This window comes from Thiomicrorhabdus sp., assembly GCF_963662555.1.
In the GTDB taxonomy this organism is placed as follows: Bacteria; Pseudomonadota; Gammaproteobacteria; order Thiomicrospirales; family Thiomicrospiraceae; genus Thiomicrorhabdus.
Genome location: NZ_OY759719.1, coordinates 1,781,780 through 1,803,081, shown reverse-complemented (window position 1 = coordinate 1,803,081; position 21,302 = coordinate 1,781,780). Strand labels below are relative to the sequence as shown.

Annotated in this window: 17 protein-coding genes and 1 riboswitch; of the genes, 15 read left to right on the top strand and 2 right to left on the bottom strand. The window is 38.3% G+C overall.

The annotated features are described in order from the left end of the window. Positions 1 to 4: 4 nt before the first annotated feature. From ACORJQ_RS07975 to ACORJQ_RS07925, 11 genes are all read left to right on the top strand, one after another. Positions 5 to 1,156: a CmpA/NrtA family ABC transporter substrate-binding protein gene (locus tag ACORJQ_RS07975; RefSeq protein WP_321323489.1), complete on the top strand. Its 1,152-nt coding sequence runs from the start codon at positions 5 to 7 to the stop codon at positions 1,154 to 1,156. A 220-nt stretch (positions 1,157 to 1,376) separates the two neighbouring features. Beyond that, the gene (locus ACORJQ_RS07970) at positions 1,377 to 2,765 is read left to right on the top strand and encodes a CmpA/NrtA family ABC transporter substrate-binding protein (protein ID WP_321323487.1); all 1,389 of its coding nucleotides are present in this window, start codon (positions 1,377 to 1,379) and stop codon (positions 2,763 to 2,765) included. A 78-nt stretch (positions 2,766 to 2,843) separates the two neighbouring features. Beyond that, entirely contained in the window at positions 2,844 to 3,842 is a 999-nt protein-coding gene (locus ACORJQ_RS07965; protein ID WP_321323485.1) for an ABC transporter permease, read from the top strand. Positions 3,843 to 3,860: 18 nt separating this feature from the next. Then, positions 3,861 to 4,655: an ABC transporter ATP-binding protein gene (locus ACORJQ_RS07960; protein WP_321323482.1), complete on the top strand. Its 795-nt coding sequence runs from the start codon at positions 3,861 to 3,863 to the stop codon at positions 4,653 to 4,655. 306 nt (positions 4,656 to 4,961) lie between these two features. After that, positions 4,962 to 6,212, top strand: coding sequence for an NAD(P)/FAD-dependent oxidoreductase (locus tag ACORJQ_RS07955; protein WP_321323480.1), 1,251 nt, complete (start codon positions 4,962 to 4,964; stop codon positions 6,210 to 6,212). After that, positions 6,209 to 8,752 carry a nitrite reductase large subunit NirB gene (nirB, locus tag ACORJQ_RS07950; protein ID WP_321323477.1) on the top strand — a complete coding sequence of 848 codons (2,544 nt, stop codon included), beginning with the start codon at positions 6,209 to 6,211 and terminating at the stop codon, positions 8,750 to 8,752. Before ACORJQ_RS07955 ends, nirB begins: the two co-directional genes overlap by 4 nt. 124 nt (positions 8,753 to 8,876) lie before the next feature. Then, entirely contained in the window at positions 8,877 to 9,197 is a 321-nt protein-coding gene (gene nirD, locus ACORJQ_RS07945) for a nitrite reductase small subunit NirD (RefSeq protein WP_321323475.1), read from the top strand. A 114-nt stretch (positions 9,198 to 9,311) separates the two neighbouring features. Beyond that, entirely contained in the window at positions 9,312 to 12,008 is a 2,697-nt protein-coding gene (locus ACORJQ_RS07940; protein ID WP_321323474.1) for a molybdopterin-dependent oxidoreductase, read from the top strand. Between the two features lie 12 nt (positions 12,009 to 12,020). Continuing rightward, the gene (locus ACORJQ_RS07935) at positions 12,021 to 12,308 is read left to right on the top strand and encodes a hypothetical protein (protein ID WP_321323472.1); all 288 of its coding nucleotides are present in this window, start codon (positions 12,021 to 12,023) and stop codon (positions 12,306 to 12,308) included. Between the two features lie 42 nt (positions 12,309 to 12,350). Continuing rightward, positions 12,351 to 13,742 carry a siroheme synthase CysG gene (gene cysG, locus ACORJQ_RS07930; protein ID WP_321323471.1) on the top strand — a complete coding sequence of 464 codons (1,392 nt, stop codon included), beginning with the start codon at positions 12,351 to 12,353 and terminating at the stop codon, positions 13,740 to 13,742. Beyond that, positions 13,739 to 14,788 carry a glycosyl transferase family protein gene (locus ACORJQ_RS07925; RefSeq protein ID WP_321323469.1) on the top strand — a complete coding sequence of 350 codons (1,050 nt, stop codon included), beginning with the start codon at positions 13,739 to 13,741 and terminating at the stop codon, positions 14,786 to 14,788. The genes cysG and ACORJQ_RS07925 overlap by 4 nt, the downstream gene beginning before the upstream one ends. A 108-nt stretch (positions 14,789 to 14,896) precedes the next feature. On the opposite strand, the gene ACORJQ_RS07920 is transcribed toward ACORJQ_RS07925, so the two are convergent. After that, on the bottom strand, positions 14,897 to 15,418 hold the full coding sequence (locus ACORJQ_RS07920) for a DUF3087 family protein (RefSeq protein WP_321323467.1): 522 nt from the start codon (positions 15,416 to 15,418) through the stop codon (positions 14,897 to 14,899). A gap of 199 nt (positions 15,419 to 15,617) precedes the next feature. Further along, positions 15,618 to 16,469 (bottom strand): tetratricopeptide repeat protein, encoded by an 852-nt coding sequence (locus tag ACORJQ_RS07915; RefSeq protein WP_321323465.1) that lies wholly within the window; start codon positions 16,467 to 16,469, stop codon positions 15,618 to 15,620. A gap of 145 nt (positions 16,470 to 16,614) precedes the next feature. Beyond that, positions 16,615 to 16,713: riboswitch (TPP riboswitch) on the top strand. Between the two features lie 227 nt (positions 16,714 to 16,940). Between ACORJQ_RS07915 and thiC the strand changes: the two genes are divergently transcribed. The 4 genes from thiC (at position 16,941) to ACORJQ_RS07895 (ending at position 21,251) form a co-directional block, all read left to right on the top strand. Then, complete coding sequence (thiC, locus tag ACORJQ_RS07910; RefSeq protein WP_321323464.1) at positions 16,941 to 18,893, top strand: phosphomethylpyrimidine synthase ThiC; 1,953 nt, start codon at positions 16,941 to 16,943, stop codon at positions 18,891 to 18,893. Positions 18,894 to 18,895: 2 nt separating this feature from the next. Next, positions 18,896 to 20,008, top strand: coding sequence for an FAD-dependent oxidoreductase (locus tag ACORJQ_RS07905; RefSeq protein WP_321323462.1), 1,113 nt, complete (start codon positions 18,896 to 18,898; stop codon positions 20,006 to 20,008). Between the two features lie 151 nt (positions 20,009 to 20,159). Further along, entirely contained in the window at positions 20,160 to 20,357 is a 198-nt protein-coding gene (thiS, locus tag ACORJQ_RS07900) for a sulfur carrier protein ThiS (protein WP_321323460.1), read from the top strand. 87 nt (positions 20,358 to 20,444) lie between these two features. Then, the gene (locus ACORJQ_RS07895) at positions 20,445 to 21,251 is read left to right on the top strand and encodes a thiazole synthase (RefSeq protein ID WP_321326865.1); all 807 of its coding nucleotides are present in this window, start codon (positions 20,445 to 20,447) and stop codon (positions 21,249 to 21,251) included. The last annotated feature ends 51 nt before the right edge of the window (positions 21,252 to 21,302 follow it).

The window sequence follows — 21,302 nt, the reverse complement described above, 5'->3', positions numbered from 1 at the left end:
CTTTATGAAAGATGAAATAAAGATTGGCTTTATCCCTTTAACTGATAGCGCCCCTTTAGTGATTGCTAAAGAAGAAGGTTTTTTTGATCAATTTGATTTAGATGTCACTTTAGTGAAAGAGGTGTCTTGGTCAAATATTCGTGACAAATTAATTTTTGGTGAATTTGATGCCGCACATATGCTCGCTCCAATGTTGATTTCATCTTCTTTGGGTCTGGGTAGCGTTAAAAAACCATTGGTAACTGCCTATGCCTTTGGTTTGAATGGCAATGCTATTAGTGTCTCTAATGAGATATTTGCTGAGCTGAGCTCAATTGAAAAGGATATTGTCCTAAAACCTGAATTGAGTGCTAGTACCTTAAAAAAAGTAATTGAGAGTAGAAAGCAGCTTGGAAAAGGAATGTTAAGGTTTGCGGTTGTATTTCCTTACTCAATGCACAATTATTTACTTAGGCATTGGTTTTCAACATCTGGTATCGAGGTAGGGGAAGATGTAGAAGTATTGGTTGTACCTCCGTCAAGTGTAGTTCAAGCATTGGATGAAGGCATGATTGATGGATATTGTGTTGGAGAGCCTTGGAATACGCATGCTGTTAAAAAACAAGTGGGTGTAACCGTTATAACCGGATACGAAATTTGGAATAATGCTCCTGAAAAAGTTCTTGGTGTGCGTGCTGCTTGGGCTCAAGAGAATGTTAGTACCCACAAGCGACTGATAAAGGCATTGTATTTGGCAAGCCGTTGGATTGATGATGCCGATAACTACCCAAAATTAGTTAAATATCTATCGCAAGAGAAATATGTGGGTGCCCCTGTAGACTCAATTCAAAATGCATATAAAGGTGAGGTATGCAATCCGTTGCAAGGTACCTGTAGAAAAATTCCTAATTTTAGTTTGCCGTATAAATACCAAGCTAATTTTCCTTGGCAATCCCATGCAAAATGGATTGTCGAACAGATGCAAAAGCTAGGCCAGTTATCTACAGATTTTGATTCTGCTGAAGTCGCCAAGTCTGTTTATTGGACAGATTTTTATCGAGATGTCATATCTTCATTAGGTGTATCTTTGCCTTTAGTGAATGAAAAACAAGAGGGATTACATAATGATGTTTGGTTTATGGATGATATAGAATTGGGTTCAGATGCTATGTTATAGAACTTTTAATGCACCATATAGGTGCTTGTAGAGTGATCTCATATAGATTATTAATATTTGATTTCGTGGTAACTGGTTGATAAAAAACAATTAAATAAATGTTGGCATCTTTAAGGCTTTTATAGAATTAAACTAAAATTGAGTATTGAAGCTCACAATTCCTATATCGGGGGTTGTGGGCTTTTTTGTTTTTAAGGCTTTTATATTTAAGGAATAGATTATGACTACTCGCTCTATCAATAGAAGAAACTTTGTTAAAAAAACAGCATTGGCCGTTTCGCTGGCGTTAGGAACAATGGCATTTACAACATCAGTTTATGCTTTAGGTGAACCTGAAAAAGAAGACTTAAAATTTGGTTTCATTAAGTTAACCGATATGGCTCCATTGGCGGTCGCGTATGAGAAAGGGTATTTTGAAGACGAGGGATTGTATGTTCAATTAGAAGCTCAAGCAAACTGGAAAGTGTTACTAGACCGAGTGATTGATGGACAGTTAGATGGTGCTCACATGCTTGCTGGTCAACCAATAGCAGCTACGATTGGTTATGGAACAAAAGCACCCGTTATTACACCGATTTCTATGGATTTAAATGGTAATGCAATTACTGTTTCAAATAAAACCTGGGCTGCGATGAAACCTCATGTTGAGATGGAAAACGGTAAACCAAAACATCCGATTAGTGCTTCTGCCTTAAAACCTGTTGTTGAATCTTATAAGGATGCCGGAAAGCCTTTTAAAATGGGAATGGTATTTCCTGTTTCAACACATAACTATGAATTACGCTACTGGTTGGCTGCTGGTGGGTTAAATCCTGGTTATTATGCTCCTGATAAAGGTGATACATCAGGAACTCTAAAAGCAGATGTTTTATTGTCAGTAACACCGCCACCTCAAATGCCAGCAACAATGGAGGCGGGCACAATAGAAGGGTACTGTGTGGGAGAACCATGGAACCAACAAGCGGTTTTTAAAGGAATTGGCGTACCAGTTATTTCAGATAATGACATCCAAAAGAATAACCCTGAAAAAGTATTTGGTTTACGTGAAGATTTTTATGAAAAATATCCAAATACAACCATTCGTATTGTAAAAGCAATGATTAGAGCGGCCTTTTGGTTAGATGAAAAGAACAATGCAAACCGCCCAGCGGCAGTAAAAATCTTATCTAAATCTAACTATGTTGGTGCAGACTATAAGGTTATTGCAAACTCAATGACTGGTACCTTTGAATATGAAAAAGGGGATAAACGTTCAGAACCAGATTTCAATGTGTTCTTCCGTTATAACGCAACTTACCCTTATTACTCAGATGCAATTTGGTACATGACCCAAATGCGCAGATGGGGCCAAATTTCTGAACAAAAATCTGATGACTGGTACAAAGATATGGCTAAAAAAGTGTATCGTCCAGATATCTATAAAAAAGCGGTTGCTGAGCTGATTGCTGATGGTACCTTTAAAAAATCCGATTTTGCAGATGTTTATGCAACAGATGGTTTCCGTGGGGTACAAGATGACTTTATGGATGGTATTCCATACGATGGTTCAAAACCAAATGAATACATTGATAGCATGAAAATTGGTTTAAAAGGATCAGATAAACTTTAAATAAACGCCCATTTGGCTCTATTGTTATAGAGCCAATTTTTAGACTGTTTTTTCTAATTTTTAATTTAAGGTATAGGTATGAACCCATTAAAATGGGGGGTAATTGAGCCCTTTTATAAACTCATAATTGGCGAAGATCGTAAAGCCCAAATTAACACAATCGTTAAAATGATTGGTTTGCCAGTCGCTGGTATTCTTATCTTTTTATTAGTGTGGCAAGGTGTCGCGTCGCACATTAATACCTCTTTAGGTCAGTTTCCTGGGCCAGTTCAAACTTATGAACAATTCATTAGTTTAAATGAAGAGGCTGAGCAAGAATCCATTAAAGAAGAACGTTTCTATCAAAGACAAGAAGAACGTAATATTCGTAAGTTAGAGAAAAACCCAGATGCGGTTATTAAGGTGCGTGAATATACAGGACCGCCTACCTTTTTTGATCAAATTTTACGTAGCCTTATTACGGTTATGAGTGGTTTTATTTTAGCCTCTATTATTGCTATTCCAATTGGTATTATCATTGGTTTGAGCAGCAATGCTTATTCAGCGGTAAATCCGTTAATTCAAATATTTAAACCAGTTTCACCTTTGGCTTGGCTGCCTTTAGTGACAATGGTGGTATCTGCTGTTTATGTAACAGATGACCCAGCATTTGATAAAGCATTTTTAAATTCGATGTTTACGGTTTTATTATGTTGTTTATGGCCAACTATTATTAATACGGCTGCTGGGGTAGCAACGGTTACTCAAGATTTAAAAAATGTGAGTCAGGTACTAAGTTTAAGCTGGTGGACTCATGTTCGCAAAATCGTTTTACCATGTTCTATTCCAATGATGTTTACAGGATTACGTATTTCTTTAGGTATTGCGTGGATGGTATTGATTGCAGCAGAAATGCTAGCTCAAAATCCAGGACTAGGTAAGTTTGTTTGGGATGAATTTCAAAATGGAAGTTCTGATTCTTTAGGTCGTATCATGGTTGCAGTCATTGTGATTGGTATAGTCGGTTTCTTTTTAGATCGTGTCATGCTGATTTTACAAAAAGCAGTTTCATGGGATAAAACAGCGGATATTCGTTAACACGGTTTGGAGATAAAGATGTCAGAAGTTCATTTAGAATTAACCGATGTTGGAATTGAATTTCCAACACCAAAAGGGCCTTTTAGAGCTCTAAGAGATATTAATTTAAAGATTGATCAAGGTGAATTTATTTCATTAATTGGTCACTCAGGTTGTGGTAAATCTACCGTACTCAATATTGTTGCTGGCTTGTATCAAGCAACAGAAGGTGGTGTTCTTTTAGATGGCCGTGAGGTAAATGCTCCCGGTCCAGAAAGAGCGGTGGTATTTCAAAATCACTCATTACTACCTTGGTTAACAGCCTATGAAAATGTGGAACTCGCCGTAGACCAAGTTTTCAAAAAAAGCAAAAACGCTAAAGAGAAAAAAGAGTGGATAGAGCATAACCTAAAATTAGTACATATGGATCACGCTATGCATAAACGTCCTGATGAAATTTCGGGAGGAATGAAACAACGTGTAGGGATTGCAAGAGCTTTAGCTATGCAGCCTCAAGTCATGTTGATGGATGAACCATTTGGTGCTCTTGATGCCTTAACCCGTGCTCACTTGCAAGACTCTTTAATGGAGATTCAAAAAGAGCTAAATAATACGGTTATTATGATTACCCATGATGTTGATGAAGCTGTTTTGCTATCTGACAGAATTGTGATGATGACTAATGGGCCTAATGCAACAATCGGTGAGATATTGAAAATTGAATTACCGCATCCAAGGGATAGATTAGCTCTTGCAGATGATCCAACTTATAACCACTATCGTTCTGAAGTTTTACGTTTTTTATATGAAAAACAGCGTAAAGTTGAACAATAATAGATTTAACAGTTAGATTTTCTTGAACCTTGTGAGTTTGAAAAATCTTTATAACTTATTTTGCACCAAAATAAACCAGTTTGATTCATTTTAACAAGACTAATTAACTATTTTAATGATGTTTTTGTTATTTATAAAAGCTATTAACTATATGAATTTAAATAATAATTTATATATTTAAATAGTTGGCATTAAACTTGGTATAAGTACATACAATACAAACTAAATTTTGACCTGTCGTCGGGTCGCACTTGTTAAAACTGTGCCCGACGTATAATTGCTTCGGGCTTTTATTAAAGGCTTGTTATGAAGCAAACAATAAAGCAAAAGCTTGTTCTAATTGGGTCAGGAATGGTTGGTACTAGATTCCTTGAACGTCTTCTTCTAGAAGCTCCAGAACAATACGATATTAGGGTTTTTAACAAAGAACCTTATGGTGGTTATAATCGTATTATGCTATCGCCAGTGCTTGCTGGCGAACAAGCTATCTCTGACATCATGACTCACGATCATGACTGGTTTAAATCTCATTCTATACACCTTCATACCAGTACTGAAATTTCCAAAATTGACTCACAAAACAAGACAGTCCATACAGACTTAGGTGCCGTATATTCATACGATAAGCTAGTTATTGCTACTGGTTCTACTTCCTTTATTCTTCCTCTTCCTGGCAATACATTGCCTGGCGTTGTGGCATTTCGAGATGTACGCGATGTGACCTACATGATTGACTCATCTGAAAAAAAACAAAATGCTGTCGTAATCGGAGGCGGCCTACTAGGTATTGAAGCCGCAAACGGTTTAATAAAAAGAGGAATGAATGTCACTGTCGTTCATCGTAATGAAATATTAATGAATATGCAGATGGATAAGGTCTCAGCCAGGTTGCTTCGTAACAGCCTGGCAAAGGTGGGTATGAAGTTTAAGCTGCAGGCGGAAACTGTTGAAATTTTGGGTACTGACCATGTTACAGGCGTTAAGTTTGCTGACGGAACCCAAATTGATGCCGATTTGGTTGTTATGGCGGTAGGCATTAAACCTAACATAGCAGTAGCTAAAAAAATTGGGCTAAAAACGAATAAAGGTATTTTGATTAATGATCAATTAGAAACTTCTCACAAAGATATTTATGCCCTTGGAGAGTGTGTTGAACATAAAGGAAAACTTTATGGTTTGGTTGCACCTTTATATGAGCAAGCACAAATACTGGCATTGAATTTATCCGGTAAACGATCTGATTATGTAGGCAGTTTTATCTCAACAAAATTAAAAGTCACTGGAATAAGCCTGTTTTCTGCAGGTGACTTTCATGATTCTAAAGAAACAGAGTCAATTATTTATAAAGATTTGAGCAAACAAATCTACCGAAAAATTGTTTTAAAAAATAATCGTATTCAAGGGGCTATTTTGTTTGGTGATGTTAGCGGTGCTAATTGGATTTTTGAACATTTAAATCAGCAAACAGATATGTCTGCTTTTAGAGACACAATGATATTTGGTGAGGGGTTTCTACCTTCAACTGATAAGCAAGAACAGAAGGAGAAAGTCGCATGAACAAGCAAAAAATAGTGGTCATTGGTAATGGTATGGTTGGCCATAACTTTATTGAAAAGTTAGTAGCCAGCGAAGCCTACAATAATTTTGAAATACACACCTTTTGTGAAGAACCTCGTGTGGCTTATGACAGAGTCTATTTATCATCCTATTTTTCAGGAAAAACTGCTGAAGATCTTTCATTAGTTAAGCCAGGTTTTTATGAGAATAATGGCGTTACGATTTATATGAATGATAAGGCAGTAGATATTAATCGCCAAACAAAAACTGTTACCTCTGAAACCGGTATAAGCATTGAATATGACAAATTAATTATGGCAACAGGTTCATATCCGTTTGTACCGCCAATCGACGGTAATAGCCGTGAAGGTTGCTTAGTTTACCGAACAATTGAAGATTTAGATGCTATGAAAGAGGTAGCAGCAAAAGGTGAAGTTGGCGTGGTAGTCGGAGGCGGTTTGCTCGGTTTGGAAGCGGCTAAAGCACTCGTTGATTTAGGTTTAGAAACCCATGTAGTCGAATTTGCACCAAGGCTTATGCCAGTGCAATTAGATGATGGTGGTGCAGCTCTTTTAAAACGTAAAATTGAAAAACTTGGAGTAACAGTTCATACCTCAAAAGCGACCACTCTCATTACCGATGGCGAGCATTGTATGAATAAGATGATCTTTGCTGATGGTGAAGAACTAGAGACTGATATGGTCTTGTTTTCTGCTGGTATTCGCCCACGTGATGAACTTGCAAAACAGGTCGGTTTGGAATTAGGCCCAAGAGGAGGAATCCAAATCAATGACCAATGTAAAACTAGTGATGACGATATCTATGCAATAGGGGAATGTGCCTTACATGAAGGTATGATTTATGGTTTGGTGGCACCTGGTTATGCCATGGCTCAAGTCGTTGTCAATCAATTAAATGCAGAACCTGCTAGCTTTACTGGTGCCGATATGAGTACCAAACTGAAATTAATGGGGGTTGATGTAGCATCTATTGGTGACCCACACGGTACAGATGAAAAAGCACTCTCTTATGTATATGAAAATGGACCAGAAGAGATTTATAAAAAAATAGTCGTTACTCCAGATGGTAAAAAATTATTAGGTGCCGTATTGGTTGGTGATGCAGATGACTTTGGCAACTTATTGCAAATTATGCTCAATGATATGGATTTGCCAGAACACCCGGATGCCTTGATTCTACCAAATAGAGATGGTTCTACCGATAGCTTATTTGGCCCAGATGCTCTACCAGAAACCGCACAATTATGTTCGTGCTATAACGTCTCAAAAGGAGATATTATTCAAGCGGTTGAGGGTGGTTGTTGCACGATGAGTGACATAAAAGCAACTACAGAAGCGGGAACGGGTTGTGGTGGTTGTGTGCAATTGGTTACTAATGTACTTAACAGTGAGTTAAGCAAACGAGGTGTAGAAGTAAATACCGATATCTGTGAGCATTTTGGGCATACTCGCCAAGAGCTGTATCACATTTGCCAAGTTGAACAAATTAAAGACTTTGACACTTTAATTAAGCTGCATGGCAAAGGCTGTGGTTGCGAAGTATGTAAACAAGCCGCGGGAAGTATTTTTGCATCGTTATGGAATTCATACGCTTTAGAAGAGGACAAAATTGCCCTGCAAGATACCAACGATAACTATTTGGGTAATATGCAAAAAGACGGTACCTATTCTGTTATTCCTCGTGTTCCTGGCGGTGAAATTACTCCACAAAAATTAATTGTATTAGGTGAGGTGGCAACCAAATATAAACTTTATACCAAGGTGAATGGTGGGCAACGAATTGTACTCTTTGGTGCTCAAATGAATGACTTACCTTCAATCTGGAAAGAATTAATTGATGCGGGCTTTGAATCAGGTCAAGCCTATGCCAAAGCATTGCGAACAGTAAAGTCTTGCGTTGGTTCTACCTGGTGTCGCTTTGGATTAGATGACTCAGTCACCATGGCGATTGAATTAGAAAATCGTTATAAAGGTTTGCGTTCTCCTCACAAAATTAAAATGGGTGTTTCTGGTTGTACTCGAGAGTGTGCTGAAGCCCAAGCCAAAGATATTGGATTAATTTCTACAGAAAACGGCTGGAATTTATTTGTATGTGGTAATGGCGGTATGAAACCGCGTCATGCAGATTTATTTGCTACAGAACTCACCAAAGAAGAAGTATTTAAATACGTTGATCGCTTATTAATGTTCTACATAAAAACGGCAGATAGACTTCAAAGAACCGCAACTTGGATGGATAACTTAGAAGGAGGTTTAGCCTATCTTCAAGATGTCGTTATTCATGATTCTTTAGGCTTAGGTGATGAGCTTGAAGCACAGATGCAAAGATTACATGAAACCTATAAATGTGATTGGAAAACGGCTATTGAAAATCCAGAGTTTACTAAACGTTTCCGCTCATTCGTCAATGTAGATACTCCGGCTCCACAGCTTTTTGTACAAGAGCGTGGGCAAATAAGACCAGCTACAGAAGATGAAAAACTGCAAGGTATTGCTGTTGAAATTAAACAGATAGCTTAGTTTTGAAGAAATTTAAGAGCGTTTGAGCCATATTTGTAGTCATATTTAAAGCATATAAATGATTTACCAGGCCTGTAAAAATTAAATTTACCAGGCCTGGTAAGTTGAAAAAGGAATCAAAAAAATGAGTGAGTTTATTAAAGTCTGTTCAATCAAAGATTTGGTCAAAAATTCTGGTGTAGCCGCCTTAGTGAAAGATACACAAATCGCACTTTTTTATATCAATGAGCAAGTATTTGCCTTAAACAACTACGACCCGATTGGTAAAGCCAATGTTATGTCTCGTGGCATGATTGGAGATATAAACGGCAAGCTCATGGTTGCCGCTCCTTTACAAAAACAGCACTACAATTTACAAACAGGTGAGTGCTTTGATATTGAAGGCATCTCAATTCCCGTTTATGAAACTAAAATTGAAAATGAGAATGTTTTTGTAAAACTCTAATTTAAAAACCCTAAGTTAAAAACCCTAAGTTAAAAACCCTAAGTTAAAAACCCTAAGTTAAAAACTATTACCGCAAGGTTTTAATTAAAAAGCAATCATTTAAAAGTCGTGCATATGCCTAATAAATCAACTTCATTATCAAGCCAAAAGGTTCAAACAACTTGCCCATATTGTGGGGTTGGTTGTGGCATGAATATATCGTCCAAAAAAACCAAAAATGCATCTAAATTAGAATCATTTGAAGTAAAAGTAATTGGCTCTGAAAACCATCCAGCTAACTTTGGAAGGCTTTGTGTTAAAGGCAGTTCAGCAGGTGAAACCGTTGATTTTGAAGGGCGTATGCTCAATCCGCAGGTTAATGGTGAAGTCGTTTCTTGGAATCAAGCAATATCAACAGTAGCAGATAAATTTTCTAAAGTAATAGCAGAGCATGGGTCAGATGCTGTTGCTTTCTATGTTTCTGGCCAGTTTCTAACCGAAGATTACTATATTGCCAATAAGTTAATAAAAGGCTTTATGGGAACCGCAAATATTGATACCAACTCTCGGTTATGTATGGCTTCTGCCGTTGTGGGATATAAAAGGGCATTTGGTTCAGATACGGTTCCATGTACCTATGAAGATTTAGAAACAACAGATTTGCTTATCTTAGTCGGTTCAAATACAGCATGGGCTCACCCAATTGTTTACCAACGCATTGCGGCAGCAAAACGTAGCCGCCCTGATATGAAGATTGTGGTGATTGACCCACGTAAAACATCGACATGTGATATTGCCGATATGCATTTACCGCTTAAACCAGGAAGTGATGCAGTTTTATTTAATGGTTTATTGGCTCAATTGGCTAGATCTAATGCATTTGATCAACACTATGTCACTAACTATACAGAAGGCTTTGAAGCGGCCATTGCCCAAGCAGAAAAACGTCAAGGAACAGTTGAAGAGGTCGCCACTCAATGCGAACTTAATATTGAAGATGTAAGCCAGTTTTTTGAATGGGCAATTTCAAGAGAGAAAATGGTAACGCTATACTCACAAGGGGTTAATCAATCCTCTTCTGGGGTTGATAAATCCAATGCTATCATTAATTGTCATTTAGCCACGGGTCGAATTGGTAAAGAAGGGATGGGACCGTTTTCTATTACAGGCCAGCCAAATGCAATGGGGGGTAGAGAAGTAGGCGGTTTAGCAAATCAACTTGCTGCACATATGGACTTTAACAAGCCAGAAAATATTGATCGTGTTGCACGCTTTTGGCAAGCCGAAAACATGGCTCAGGAAAACGGCTTGAAAGCGATTGATATGTTTAATGCTGTGGCAGATGGCACCATCAAAGCTATATGGATTATGAACACAAATCCTGTGGTATCGATGCCTGATGCTGATTCTGTTAAAAAAGCACTTCAAGCATGTGAGATGGTAGTGGTTTCAGACTGCATGCAAAATACCGATACTACTCAGGTTGCAGATGTTTTGTTACCCGCATTAACTTGGGGGGAAACTGATGGTACGGTGACTAATTCAGACAGAACTGTATCTCGCCAACGAAAATTTATGAACGGCCCAGAGCATGCTCGTCCAGATTGGTGGATATTAATGCAGGTGGCACAAAAAATGGGGTTTAAATCGGCTTTTGATTATCATTCAGCGGTTGATATTTTTAGAGAGCATGCAAAACTTTCAGGTTTTGAGAACAACGGCACACGTGATTTTGATATCTCACTTCTCGATGAAATTACTGAAGGCGAGTATTCTGCATTACAGCCTTTTCAATGGCCTATAAATGCACAGAACCCTCGTGGCACAAAACGTATGTTTGCCGACAATCATTTTTACACAGCCAGTGGTAAAGCTCAGTTTATTGAAATTGAACCAAGAGAACCAGTTTACCCAACAACAGCAGAATTCCCCTTTATTCTTAATACAGGCCGAGTGCGTGATCAATGGCATACCATGACTCGTACAGCAAAAACCGCAAAGTTGATGTCTCATACAGATGAGCCTTATATTTTAGTGCACCCAAGTGATGCAGAAAACCACCGTTTAATTGACGGAAACTTGGCTAAGATTGAGAATAATTTAGGTATTTTTATAGGGCGTATAAAATTAGATACAAGGCAAAGAAAAGGCAGCCTCTTTGTACCTATACATTGGACCGCTCAATATTCAAGTCATGGGCGGGTAGATGTCCTTGTTCAACCTGTGGGAGACCCGTTATCGGGACAACCAGAATCAAAACATTCGCCAGTTAATATAACGCCATACCAAGCCAAATGGCACGGCTTTATATTAAGCCGTGAACCGATCAATACACAAAATATTGAATACTGGGTAAAAATTAAAGGTAAGCATTTTTATCGTTACGAAATTGCTGGTGAGCAAGAATTTTTAGCTAATCAACAAACTATTGATTCATTAATTGGTTCTGAAGGTGATAGACTCGAATACATCGATAACAGTGCTGGTCGTTATCGATTTGCTAAGGTTCTCAATAATCAGTTACAGTCGGTCATTTTTATTGCACCAAGCACAGAGCTTCCATCCAGAAACTGGTTGGGCACAGTGTTTGCCAAGTCACAATTGGATGACAAAACACGCTTAAGTATTTTAGCAGGCCAGGTATCTGGTGCTAAAGATGAAGGCATTACGATTTGTTCTTGCTTTGGGGTAGGCTTAAATACTATTATTGAAACAATTCACAATAACAAACTCACCACGGTAGAAGAGGTTGGGTTAGCGTTAAAGGCAGGAACCAATTGCGGTTCATGTTTACCAGAATTAACCGAAATCATTGCACAGGAGCTGCGGTAATACGCAAAACATATGAAAAAATTTTTAACTAAACTCTTTTCTCCCATTTTAAATCTATTTGAAGACCCTGATAACCAACAAGAATTTAACTACAGCCCGTCTCACCGCAAAATTTTAGTGGTTATGGGTGTGTTATTTTTAATTATTTCAGCAGTAGGACTGTACTTTTCTTTACTCATTAACCAAATGGCAGGACTTTTACCGGTGATTTTGTTTGGTGGGGTTGGTTTTCTTTGTTTACTGGTTGCCGGTTTAGGTAGCGATTACGCCGTATCAAAGATTTGGCGTAATAGAGATTAACCCATTTGATTACTGATTAATGCAGTCTTAAAGGAAACACCTTTGGATTACTTACCTATATTTGTCAATATTAAAGACCAACACTGTTTGATTATTGGTGGTGGTGCAGTTGCCGCTCGCAAAGCCGATTTGTTTATTAAATCGGGTGCGATTGTTACAGTCGTTTCTCCTGAACTCAAAACAGAAATGAAGCACCACTTATCACATGGCAAAATTGTTTGGCAAATGGGGTGTTTTTCTGAAGAACTGGTTGAGCACCTTTCTAAGCCAAAATATGTGATTTCAGCTACCGATGACGAAGACATTAACCAAGCGGTGTATCGTTATTGCCAAAAGAATCAAATCCCTGTTAATGTCGCTGACCAAACTCAGTATTGTGATTTTATCCTGCCAGCCATTATTGATAGATCGCCTATGACCATAGCCGTTTCTACTGGTGGCCGCTCACCTGTGCTTGCTCGGGTTATGAAGGCTCGATTAGAAACTCTGATACCAGCTGGTTTTGGTCGTTTAACGGATTTAGTAGGGTGTTATCGACAAAAAGTTAAAGATGCCATTCAAGACTTAGATGGTCGCAAAGCCTTTTGGGAAAAACTCTTAGACAGTACGTTTATTGATAAAACAGTTCAAGGGCGTATTGAAGAAGCTGAAAGGCATATTGAAAATCAAATTGATGCAGTTAAAACATCAGGACAAGAAATTCCAATCGGAGAGGTCTATCTTATTGGAGCTGGACCAGGTGATCCAGATCTTATGACATTTAAAGGCTTGCGTTTATTGCAACAAGCCGATGTTATTCTCTACGATCGTTTAGTTGCACCAGAAATTATAGAAATGGCTCGACGAGAAGCTGAGCGTATTTATGTCGGTAAAAAAGACAAATGGCACAAAGTTCAGCAGCTCGATATCAGTCAGTTAATGGTTGATTTAGCGAAACAGGGTAAAAGAGTAGCGCGTTTAAAAGGGGGCGATCCTTATATATTTGGGCGTGGTGCAGAAGAAGCTGAGGTGTTAAAAAACAATGGCATCTCATTTGAAGTCGTTCCTGGTATAACCGCCGCCGCTGGTTGTTCAGCTTATGCTGGTTTTCCGCTTACACACCGAGAATTTTCACAATCGGTTTCATTGATTACTGGGCATCAGCAAGCAGGAGCAGAGGGTATTGATTATGCTCGTTTAGCCAATTCTGGCGACACAATGGTATTTTATATGGGAATTAAAAACGCACCTAAAATCCAAGAGGGGCTTTTAAAGTATGGAATGAATCCAGATACCCCAGCTGCCATTATTGAAAAGGGCACAACTCCTGAGCAAAAAGTAACCATTACCTCTTTAGATAAACTGTCTCAAACCATTGATGAAAATCACATCAAACCACCATCATTATTAGTGATTGGCGATGTGATTAAAGTGCGAGAAAGATTACTCAAATGAACACAGAACACAATATGAATCAAAACACGGTTAATAATCACCCTAAACCGTTTCAATTTTATATTCAGACGATTGGGCGAGGTCAAAAACGTCGTAGAAGTTTAACGCAAGAAGAAGCTAGAGATGCCATGAGAATGATTTTGGCAGGCCTGGTAACAGATATGCAACTAGGGGCTTTTTTAATGCTGATTCGGGTGCGTGAAGAAACACCCGAAGAAGCCGCTGGTTTTTTACAAGCGATTAGAGAAACTTTACCAAAAGTTAGTTGCCAAGTTGATATAGATTGGGGCAGTTACGCTGGTAAACGCAGGCAGCTGCCTTGGTTTGTTTTGGCATTAAACCTTTTAAAAACAAAAGGCTATAAGATATTTTTACATGGTGTTATAGGTAATGAATCCATTCGTTTGTACACACAACCTGTCGTTGAGGCATTAGGTTGGCCTATGGCGAGTTCATTAGAAGATGCAAAACAAAATATAGAAAACTTTGGTGTTTCTTATCTTGCTTTGGAGCGTTTTGCACCACAAATAAGAGACTTAATGAACACGCGTGACGAGTTAGGGTTAAGATCTCCGATTCATTCTTTATCGAGAATGCTAAATCCTTTTAACGCTAAATTGAGCGTGCATGGCGTGTTTCATAAAGGCTATGACGATATTCATCAAGAAACTGCCTGCTTGTTAGATGATCAAATGACAATTGCGTTTTGTGGTGATGGAGGAGAAGCTGAAGCCAGGCCTGATAAAAAAAGTGAAATAAAAGCCGTTGAAACCTGGAAAGAGAGTAATGAAGAGGGTAAGCAAATTACAAAACACCAGGCCTGGTCATATTTTTTGCCCAAAACTTATGCGGCTTCAGATCCAACAGAAAAATGTTTAGACATTGATGTTTTAATAGACCTGTGGCACGGTAAAACTCAAAATGAATACGGCCTGCAAACTATATTACAAACAACGGCTATGGCTTTGATGGCATTTGAAAATTTAACTTTTGATGAGGCCAATTCTCAGGCCGAAAAACTTTGGGAAAATCGTTTTAATGTCTAACTTGTTAGCAGATATGTGAGGCTAGTTTGACGATGGCTTTAGTTTAACTAAAGCCAAAATAGATCATTAGAATGAGTAAAAGAGGAGTATTTAATTAACGATTAGTGGCTAGTGGTTTTTATATTCTTCCGTCCATTCAAAATCAAATTCAGTTTGGTCTAAACTAATCCCTTTTTCATTCATCTTGTTTTCTAGCGTTTTCTTTTCTAACAGCAAATCCAATAGTGCTTGATTGTTATCATCCAGTTTATGCATTTGTTCTAAACCTAAGTGATAAAAACGTAAAATTTTCATCGCTTGTTCATCGCCTTGTTCAACCGCTTTCTGAATGTTTGCCAATGAGTTAGTTACATACATTAAGTTACGCTTTAAACGCCAGGCGTAAATGGCTTCTTTCATCCATTCTTTATCTGCAAAATACACTTTAACAATCGCCGCTGTGATCAATAGCCCAACAAAGGCACCTATTAAATTGAGTACCAAATGGTTATTTGAATGTTCGCCAAACCAGTGAAGTGCTAAAGACGCAGAACCAAAACCAATAACAATAAAAATTGCCATAACGATTAATGTGGCTTTGCGGGTTTGTTTACGATAAAAAACCGGATCAATCTCTTCAATTTTAAACATATTTTTGCCAACTTATTGTTTGTTGTAATTGGGGTACAGTGTTTTAAGAGCTGTGATTTTACTGAGTTACAACGTTAAAGTCATGTTTTTAGTAAAGTGTTTAGTAAAGTGAATACAAATAAACTGCTTATAACCAATTTATAAGCAGTTGTTGGCTAATATAGTTTATTTTATTAAGTTGATTCACTTTGTCTTGTGGTTATTTTTGAGGAAAGGGCGTAGTTGGTTTTTGGGCTAAGTTATCTAAATCATAGTAACGTTTGCAACCTATTAAAAGGTTTAATTTACAGCTATTACCATAATAGTTTTTGGCTTGATTTAATTGAGGTGGTTGTTGACCGTTTTGTGGTCTTAAGTAATAGTTTCCTAAAATAAAGTTGGCTTGTGCTGAGTTTTGCTTGGCCGCCGATTTTAAAAGCTTTATACCTTTATCCAACTCTGTTTTTTTATCCGAACCTTGCATGACTTTTTTTGCCATTAAAACTTGAGCTTCTGGATTGTTTAGATTGACCGCTTTTTGAAGCCATTCTAAAGCTTTAGTTTCATCTTTTGAGGTACCTTGTCCATTTTGGTATGCCAATACCAGACGAACCATTGCTAAGGCATGACCGCGGGAGGCAGCTTGTTTAAACCAGTAAAACGCTTTTTTAAAATTTTTTGGCGTTCCTAATCCATCGTTATATAGCACTCCAGCATTATATAAGATATCGATGTATGCTGGTTCAGTGAGGTTTTGTTTAAGTATTTGGCGTGCAAGTTTTAGGTGCCAAAAATAGGCGTAATCCATATTCATAATGGCGCTATTTTTTGCATCACCAAAGATTCTAGCCATACTGTAACTGGCTTTTGGGTCACCTTTTAAAGCTAAATGGCAAGCTTGATTTGCTTTTGTTTCTGTGAATACCTTATCACAGGTTTTTGCGTTAAAAGTGCCAGCCGCTTGCAGATTAAAAGAGGCTAAAGCTGATGTTAATGTTAGGGTTAATGTAAACCAAATAGTGCTTAATTTTGTTGTGGCTTTGTATAGGGAATGTTTTTGTATTTTGTACATAATTTTTAATTTTCGATGGCTTAATTATCAATTGCCAACATGGTAAAGCAGATATCAAGATAAGTAAAAAGAATTATCAAAGTGAAGATAATCTTTATTTCAGTAACGGTTTGGCAATGAGTTAAAAAGACTATATACTAGCGTTTGATTTATGTCGGAGTGCCTTTAGGCTGAGATCGCGAAAGCGGGATCCGTAGAACCTGATCTGGATAATGCCAGCGAAGGGAACAATCAGATTAACGCATAACTGTTGCGGTCAAAATGGTTTTAAACCCAGTTTTATAATAGGTTTTAACTAAGCGTTTTAATCAGTGTTTACAGTTACAGATTTACCAGGCCTGGTAAATGATGTGGCTGTGACGTATTTCGATTTTTAACACGTTTGATCTCTTAATCTGAATCTACACGTCTAATAGAGCTCCGCCTTTTAATAATTAAATTTTAATAATTAAAATTAAATAAGGCAGAGTAATGAATTCAAATAACCACAAAACAACAGATCGTCGTCAAAGACGTGCTGAAGCTGAAGCATTTATTCAAAATGTATCGGGTCAATCTTTTCCAAATTCTAAAAAAGTGTATGTTGAGGGTAAATTACACCCAATTAAAGTCGCCATGCGTGAAATTGCTGTAAGCGATTCAATTAGCGGAAGCCGTGATAATCCAACCTATGAGAAAAATGAGGCCATTCCTGTTTACGATACTTCAGGTGTTTACACCGATTCAGAAGTAAAAATCGATGTATATCGAGGGTTACCAAAATTGCGTTCAGAATGGATTGACGCACGTGGTGATGTGGAAGAGTTAGAGTCTGTTACTTCTAAATTTACTCAAGGTCGTTTGGCTAATGAAGGTTTAGACCATATTCGTTTTGATAATCTACCCAATATTAAACGAGCTAAGCAGGGGCAAAATGTTACCCAAATGCATTACGCTCGCCAAGGCATTATTACGCCAGAGATGGAATACATCGCTATTCGTGAAAACATGCGTCGTTCAGAGGTCACTGATAAAGAACTTACGCAGCAACATCCTGGTGAATCTTTTGGTGCCAGTATTCCTAAAATAATCACCCCTGAATTTGTACGTGACGAAGTCGCTCGTGGTCGTGCTGTGATTCCTTGTAATATCAACCACCCTGAATCAGAACCTATGATTATTGGGCGTAATTTTTTAATTAAAGTGAATGCCAATATTGGTAACTCTGCGGTTGGCTCATCTATTCCAGAAGAAGTAGAAAAACTGGTTTGGTCTACCAAATGGGGAGCTGACACGGTAATGGATTTATCTACGGGTAGAAACATTCATGAAACCCGTGAATGGATTATGCGAAATTCGCCAGTTCCAATCGGCACAGTACCAATCTACCAGGCCTTGGAAAAAGTGAATGGCGTAGCCGAAGACTTAACCTGGGAAGTATTTAGAGACACCTTAATTGAACAAGCAGAGCAGGGAGTGGATTACTTTACGATTCACGCTGGCGTGTTATTACGTTATGTACCGATGACCGCAAAACGTGTTACGGGTATCGTCTCGCGTGGTGGGTCAATTATGGCTAAGTGGTGTTTAGCTCATCACCAAGAAAACTTTTTATACACGCACTTTGAAGATATTTGCGAAATCATGAAAGCCTATGACGTGACCTTTTCGTTAGGTGATGGATTACGACCAGGTTCAATTGCCGATGCTAATGATGAAGCACAATTTGCCGAATTAGAAACTTTAGGGGAGCTAACTAAAATTGCTTGGAAACATGATGTTCAGGTGATTATTGAAGGACCTGGACATATTCCATTACACATGATTAAAGAGAATGTAGATAAGCAATTGGTAGAGTGTGGCGAAGCACCTTTTTACACTCTAGGGCCATTAACGACTGATATCGCTCCAGGATATGATCACATTACTTCAGGTATTGGAGCGGCTAATATTGGTTGGTATGGTTGTGCCATGCTTTGTTACGTTACGCCAAAAGAACATTTAGGTTTACCGAATAAAGACGATGTTAAAGAAGGGTTGATGGCCTATAAAATTGCTGCGCATGCAGGTGATTTAGCCAAAGGCCATCCGGGTTCACAAATAAGAGATAACGCTTTATCTAAAGCCCGTTTTGAGTTCCGTTGGGAGGACCAATTTAACTTAGGTTTAGATCCAGAAAGAGCTCGTGAATACCATGATGAAACCATTCCACAAGAGTCAGGGAAAGTCGCTCATTTTTGCTCAATGTGTGGGCCAAAGTTTTGTTCAATGAAAATCAGCCAAGAAGTACGTGACTATGCCAATGAACAAGAAAAAGTGCGACTTCATGATGGTGAAAACGGCCAAATAACTGAGATATCTTTGGAGAGTATTCAGGTTGGGATGAAAGAAAAATCGCAAGAATTTAGAGATGCTGGTAGCGAAATCTATCAAAAGGAAGCATAGGTATGCAGTCGCAAACGGTATCACCCAAACCCAAAATTGCGGTTTTGGGTGCTGGGTTGCTGGGCAGAATGCTCACTATATCACTAATGGATGATTATGAAGTTTCTCTGTTTGATAAAGACCAGGGAGATGCTAAGCAGAGTGCGGCATATTTAGCCGCAGCCATGCTTGCACCTTTGGCCGAGTCGGCAGATTGTGACCTTGAAATTATGCAATTAGGTGAGCAAGCTTTACCGCTTTGGCAAACCTTTATTCAACGTTTGTCTTTGCCTGTTTTCTTTCAGCAAGCAGGCAGTTTAATTGTGGCTTTTGATCAAGATTTGGCGGCTCTTAAGCAGTTTCAGTCGCGGTTAAAAGGTGATGGGTATTCAGAACTGGATTTACAGCAAATTCATGATTTAGAACCTGAATTAAACTCACGCTTAAAAAAAGGCTTGTTTTTACCTAATGAAGCTCAGTTAGATAACAGGCAACTGCTCACAGCTATGGCAGCTGAAATTCATAAGCATCATGTAGATTGGCACTTTAATGCCATGGTGAAAGTTTTTGGTGATGAAGTCTATGTAAACGATGTGTTATTGGATGGTTATGATTGGGTGATAGATTGCCGAGGAATCGGCTTGAAAGCTGATGATAGTCAATCTAATCATAAGCAATCAAATAGTAAGCATTTCAAAAAAAGACTTCGTGGTGTACGTGGTGAAGTGATTAGGGTGTCTGCTCCAGATGTTACTTTACGTCGTCCTGTTAGATTAATGCATCCAAGATATCCTATTTATATCGCACCTAAAGAGAATCATCAATTTGTGATTGGTGCTACACAGATAGAGTCAGAAGATGAGCGTAAACCAACGGTTAGGTCTGCCTTAGAGTTGTTATCTACTTGTTTTAGTGTTCATAGTGGCTTTGCAGAAGCTGAGATACTCAGTATAGATGCAGGTTTAAGACCTGCCTATATAGATAATCACCCTCACATTTTTCAACAAGGTAACCGAATAATCGCGAATGGGCTCTTTAGACATGGGTATTTACTCGCTCCTATTGTGGTTCAACAATGCCTAAACTTAATACAAAAGCAACAACGGGTAGAGCTGCCGCTCAGTGCTGTGAGTTAAGTAAACGTTCCAACGCAAGCTAATTTAAATAAAGAGAATGAGTTAAGTTTTACCACACCCCGCAAGGGGGTATAAAGGCCTGGTAAATTTACTTGGCTCAATATTAAGGTTTCTCAAAAGGTTTATATAAATTATATAAAAAGGTATATGAATGAATATCATAGTGAATCAACAAACTTTGTCATTTGAGCATAAGGTGAATATGCCAAAGGTTATAGAGGAGGGTAAGTTTATACCGCCTTACGCAGTATTATTAAATGATGAGTTTTTGCCTAAGTCTCAATACCAAGATACTTGGTTAAAGGAGAATGACAAAGTTGAAATTGTTGGTGCCATTCAAGGAGGATAGAACATGGTAAAGCTTGTTTCTAATAGTCAAAATAAACAAACTAAGGCACAAACAATGGTACAACAAAAGTCACAAACTGACATTGATATGTCTAGGCAAAATAGTAGCGATAACCTGTCAATTTATGGCACTCAGTTAACCAGCCGTTTGTTTGTAGGGAGTGCGTTATATTCATCGCCACAAGTAATGCTCGACTCTATTAAAGCTTCGGGAGCACAAGTGGTTACCCTTTCATTAAGTAGGCAAAACCCTAATCAGCAAGGTGGGCAGTCTTTTTGGCAAATGATTCAATCATTAGGCGTTCACCTGTTACCTAATACGGCGGGCTGTCATTCAGTTAAAGAAGCTGTAAATATGGCAAAGATGAGCAGAGAAATGTTTGCAACGGATTGGGTAAAACTTGAATTGGTAGGGGATGACTACAATTTACAACCAGACCCGATTGATTTAGTAAAAGCAACCGAGGTGTTATTAAATGACGGCTTTAAAGTTTTGCCATACTGTACGGACGATTTAGTCATTGCCCGCCATTTGGTTGAGTTAGGTTGTGAGGTGATTATGCCTTGGGGCTCTCCAATAGGTACGGGAAAGGGGTTATTAAATCCTTATGCTTTACGAGCCATTCGAGATCGTTTCCCGGAAGTAACCATGATTGTTGACTCAGGTATAGGCAAACCATCACATGCGGTTCAAGCTATGGAGATGGGTGTAGATGCCATTTTATTAAATACCGCTATTGCCAAAGCTAGTGCACCGCAGCACATGGCAAATGCCTTTAGGTTGTCTGTTGAAGCGGGGCGATTGGCGTATTGTTCAGGTGCAATGGCTGAGCAAACGTCCGCACAACCCAGTACGCCAACTATTGATTCTCCTTTTTGGCATTATCAAAGTTAATTATTTGTTTGTTCTCTTTTAGCGTCAGAGCAATAAAGCTATATTTTCTGA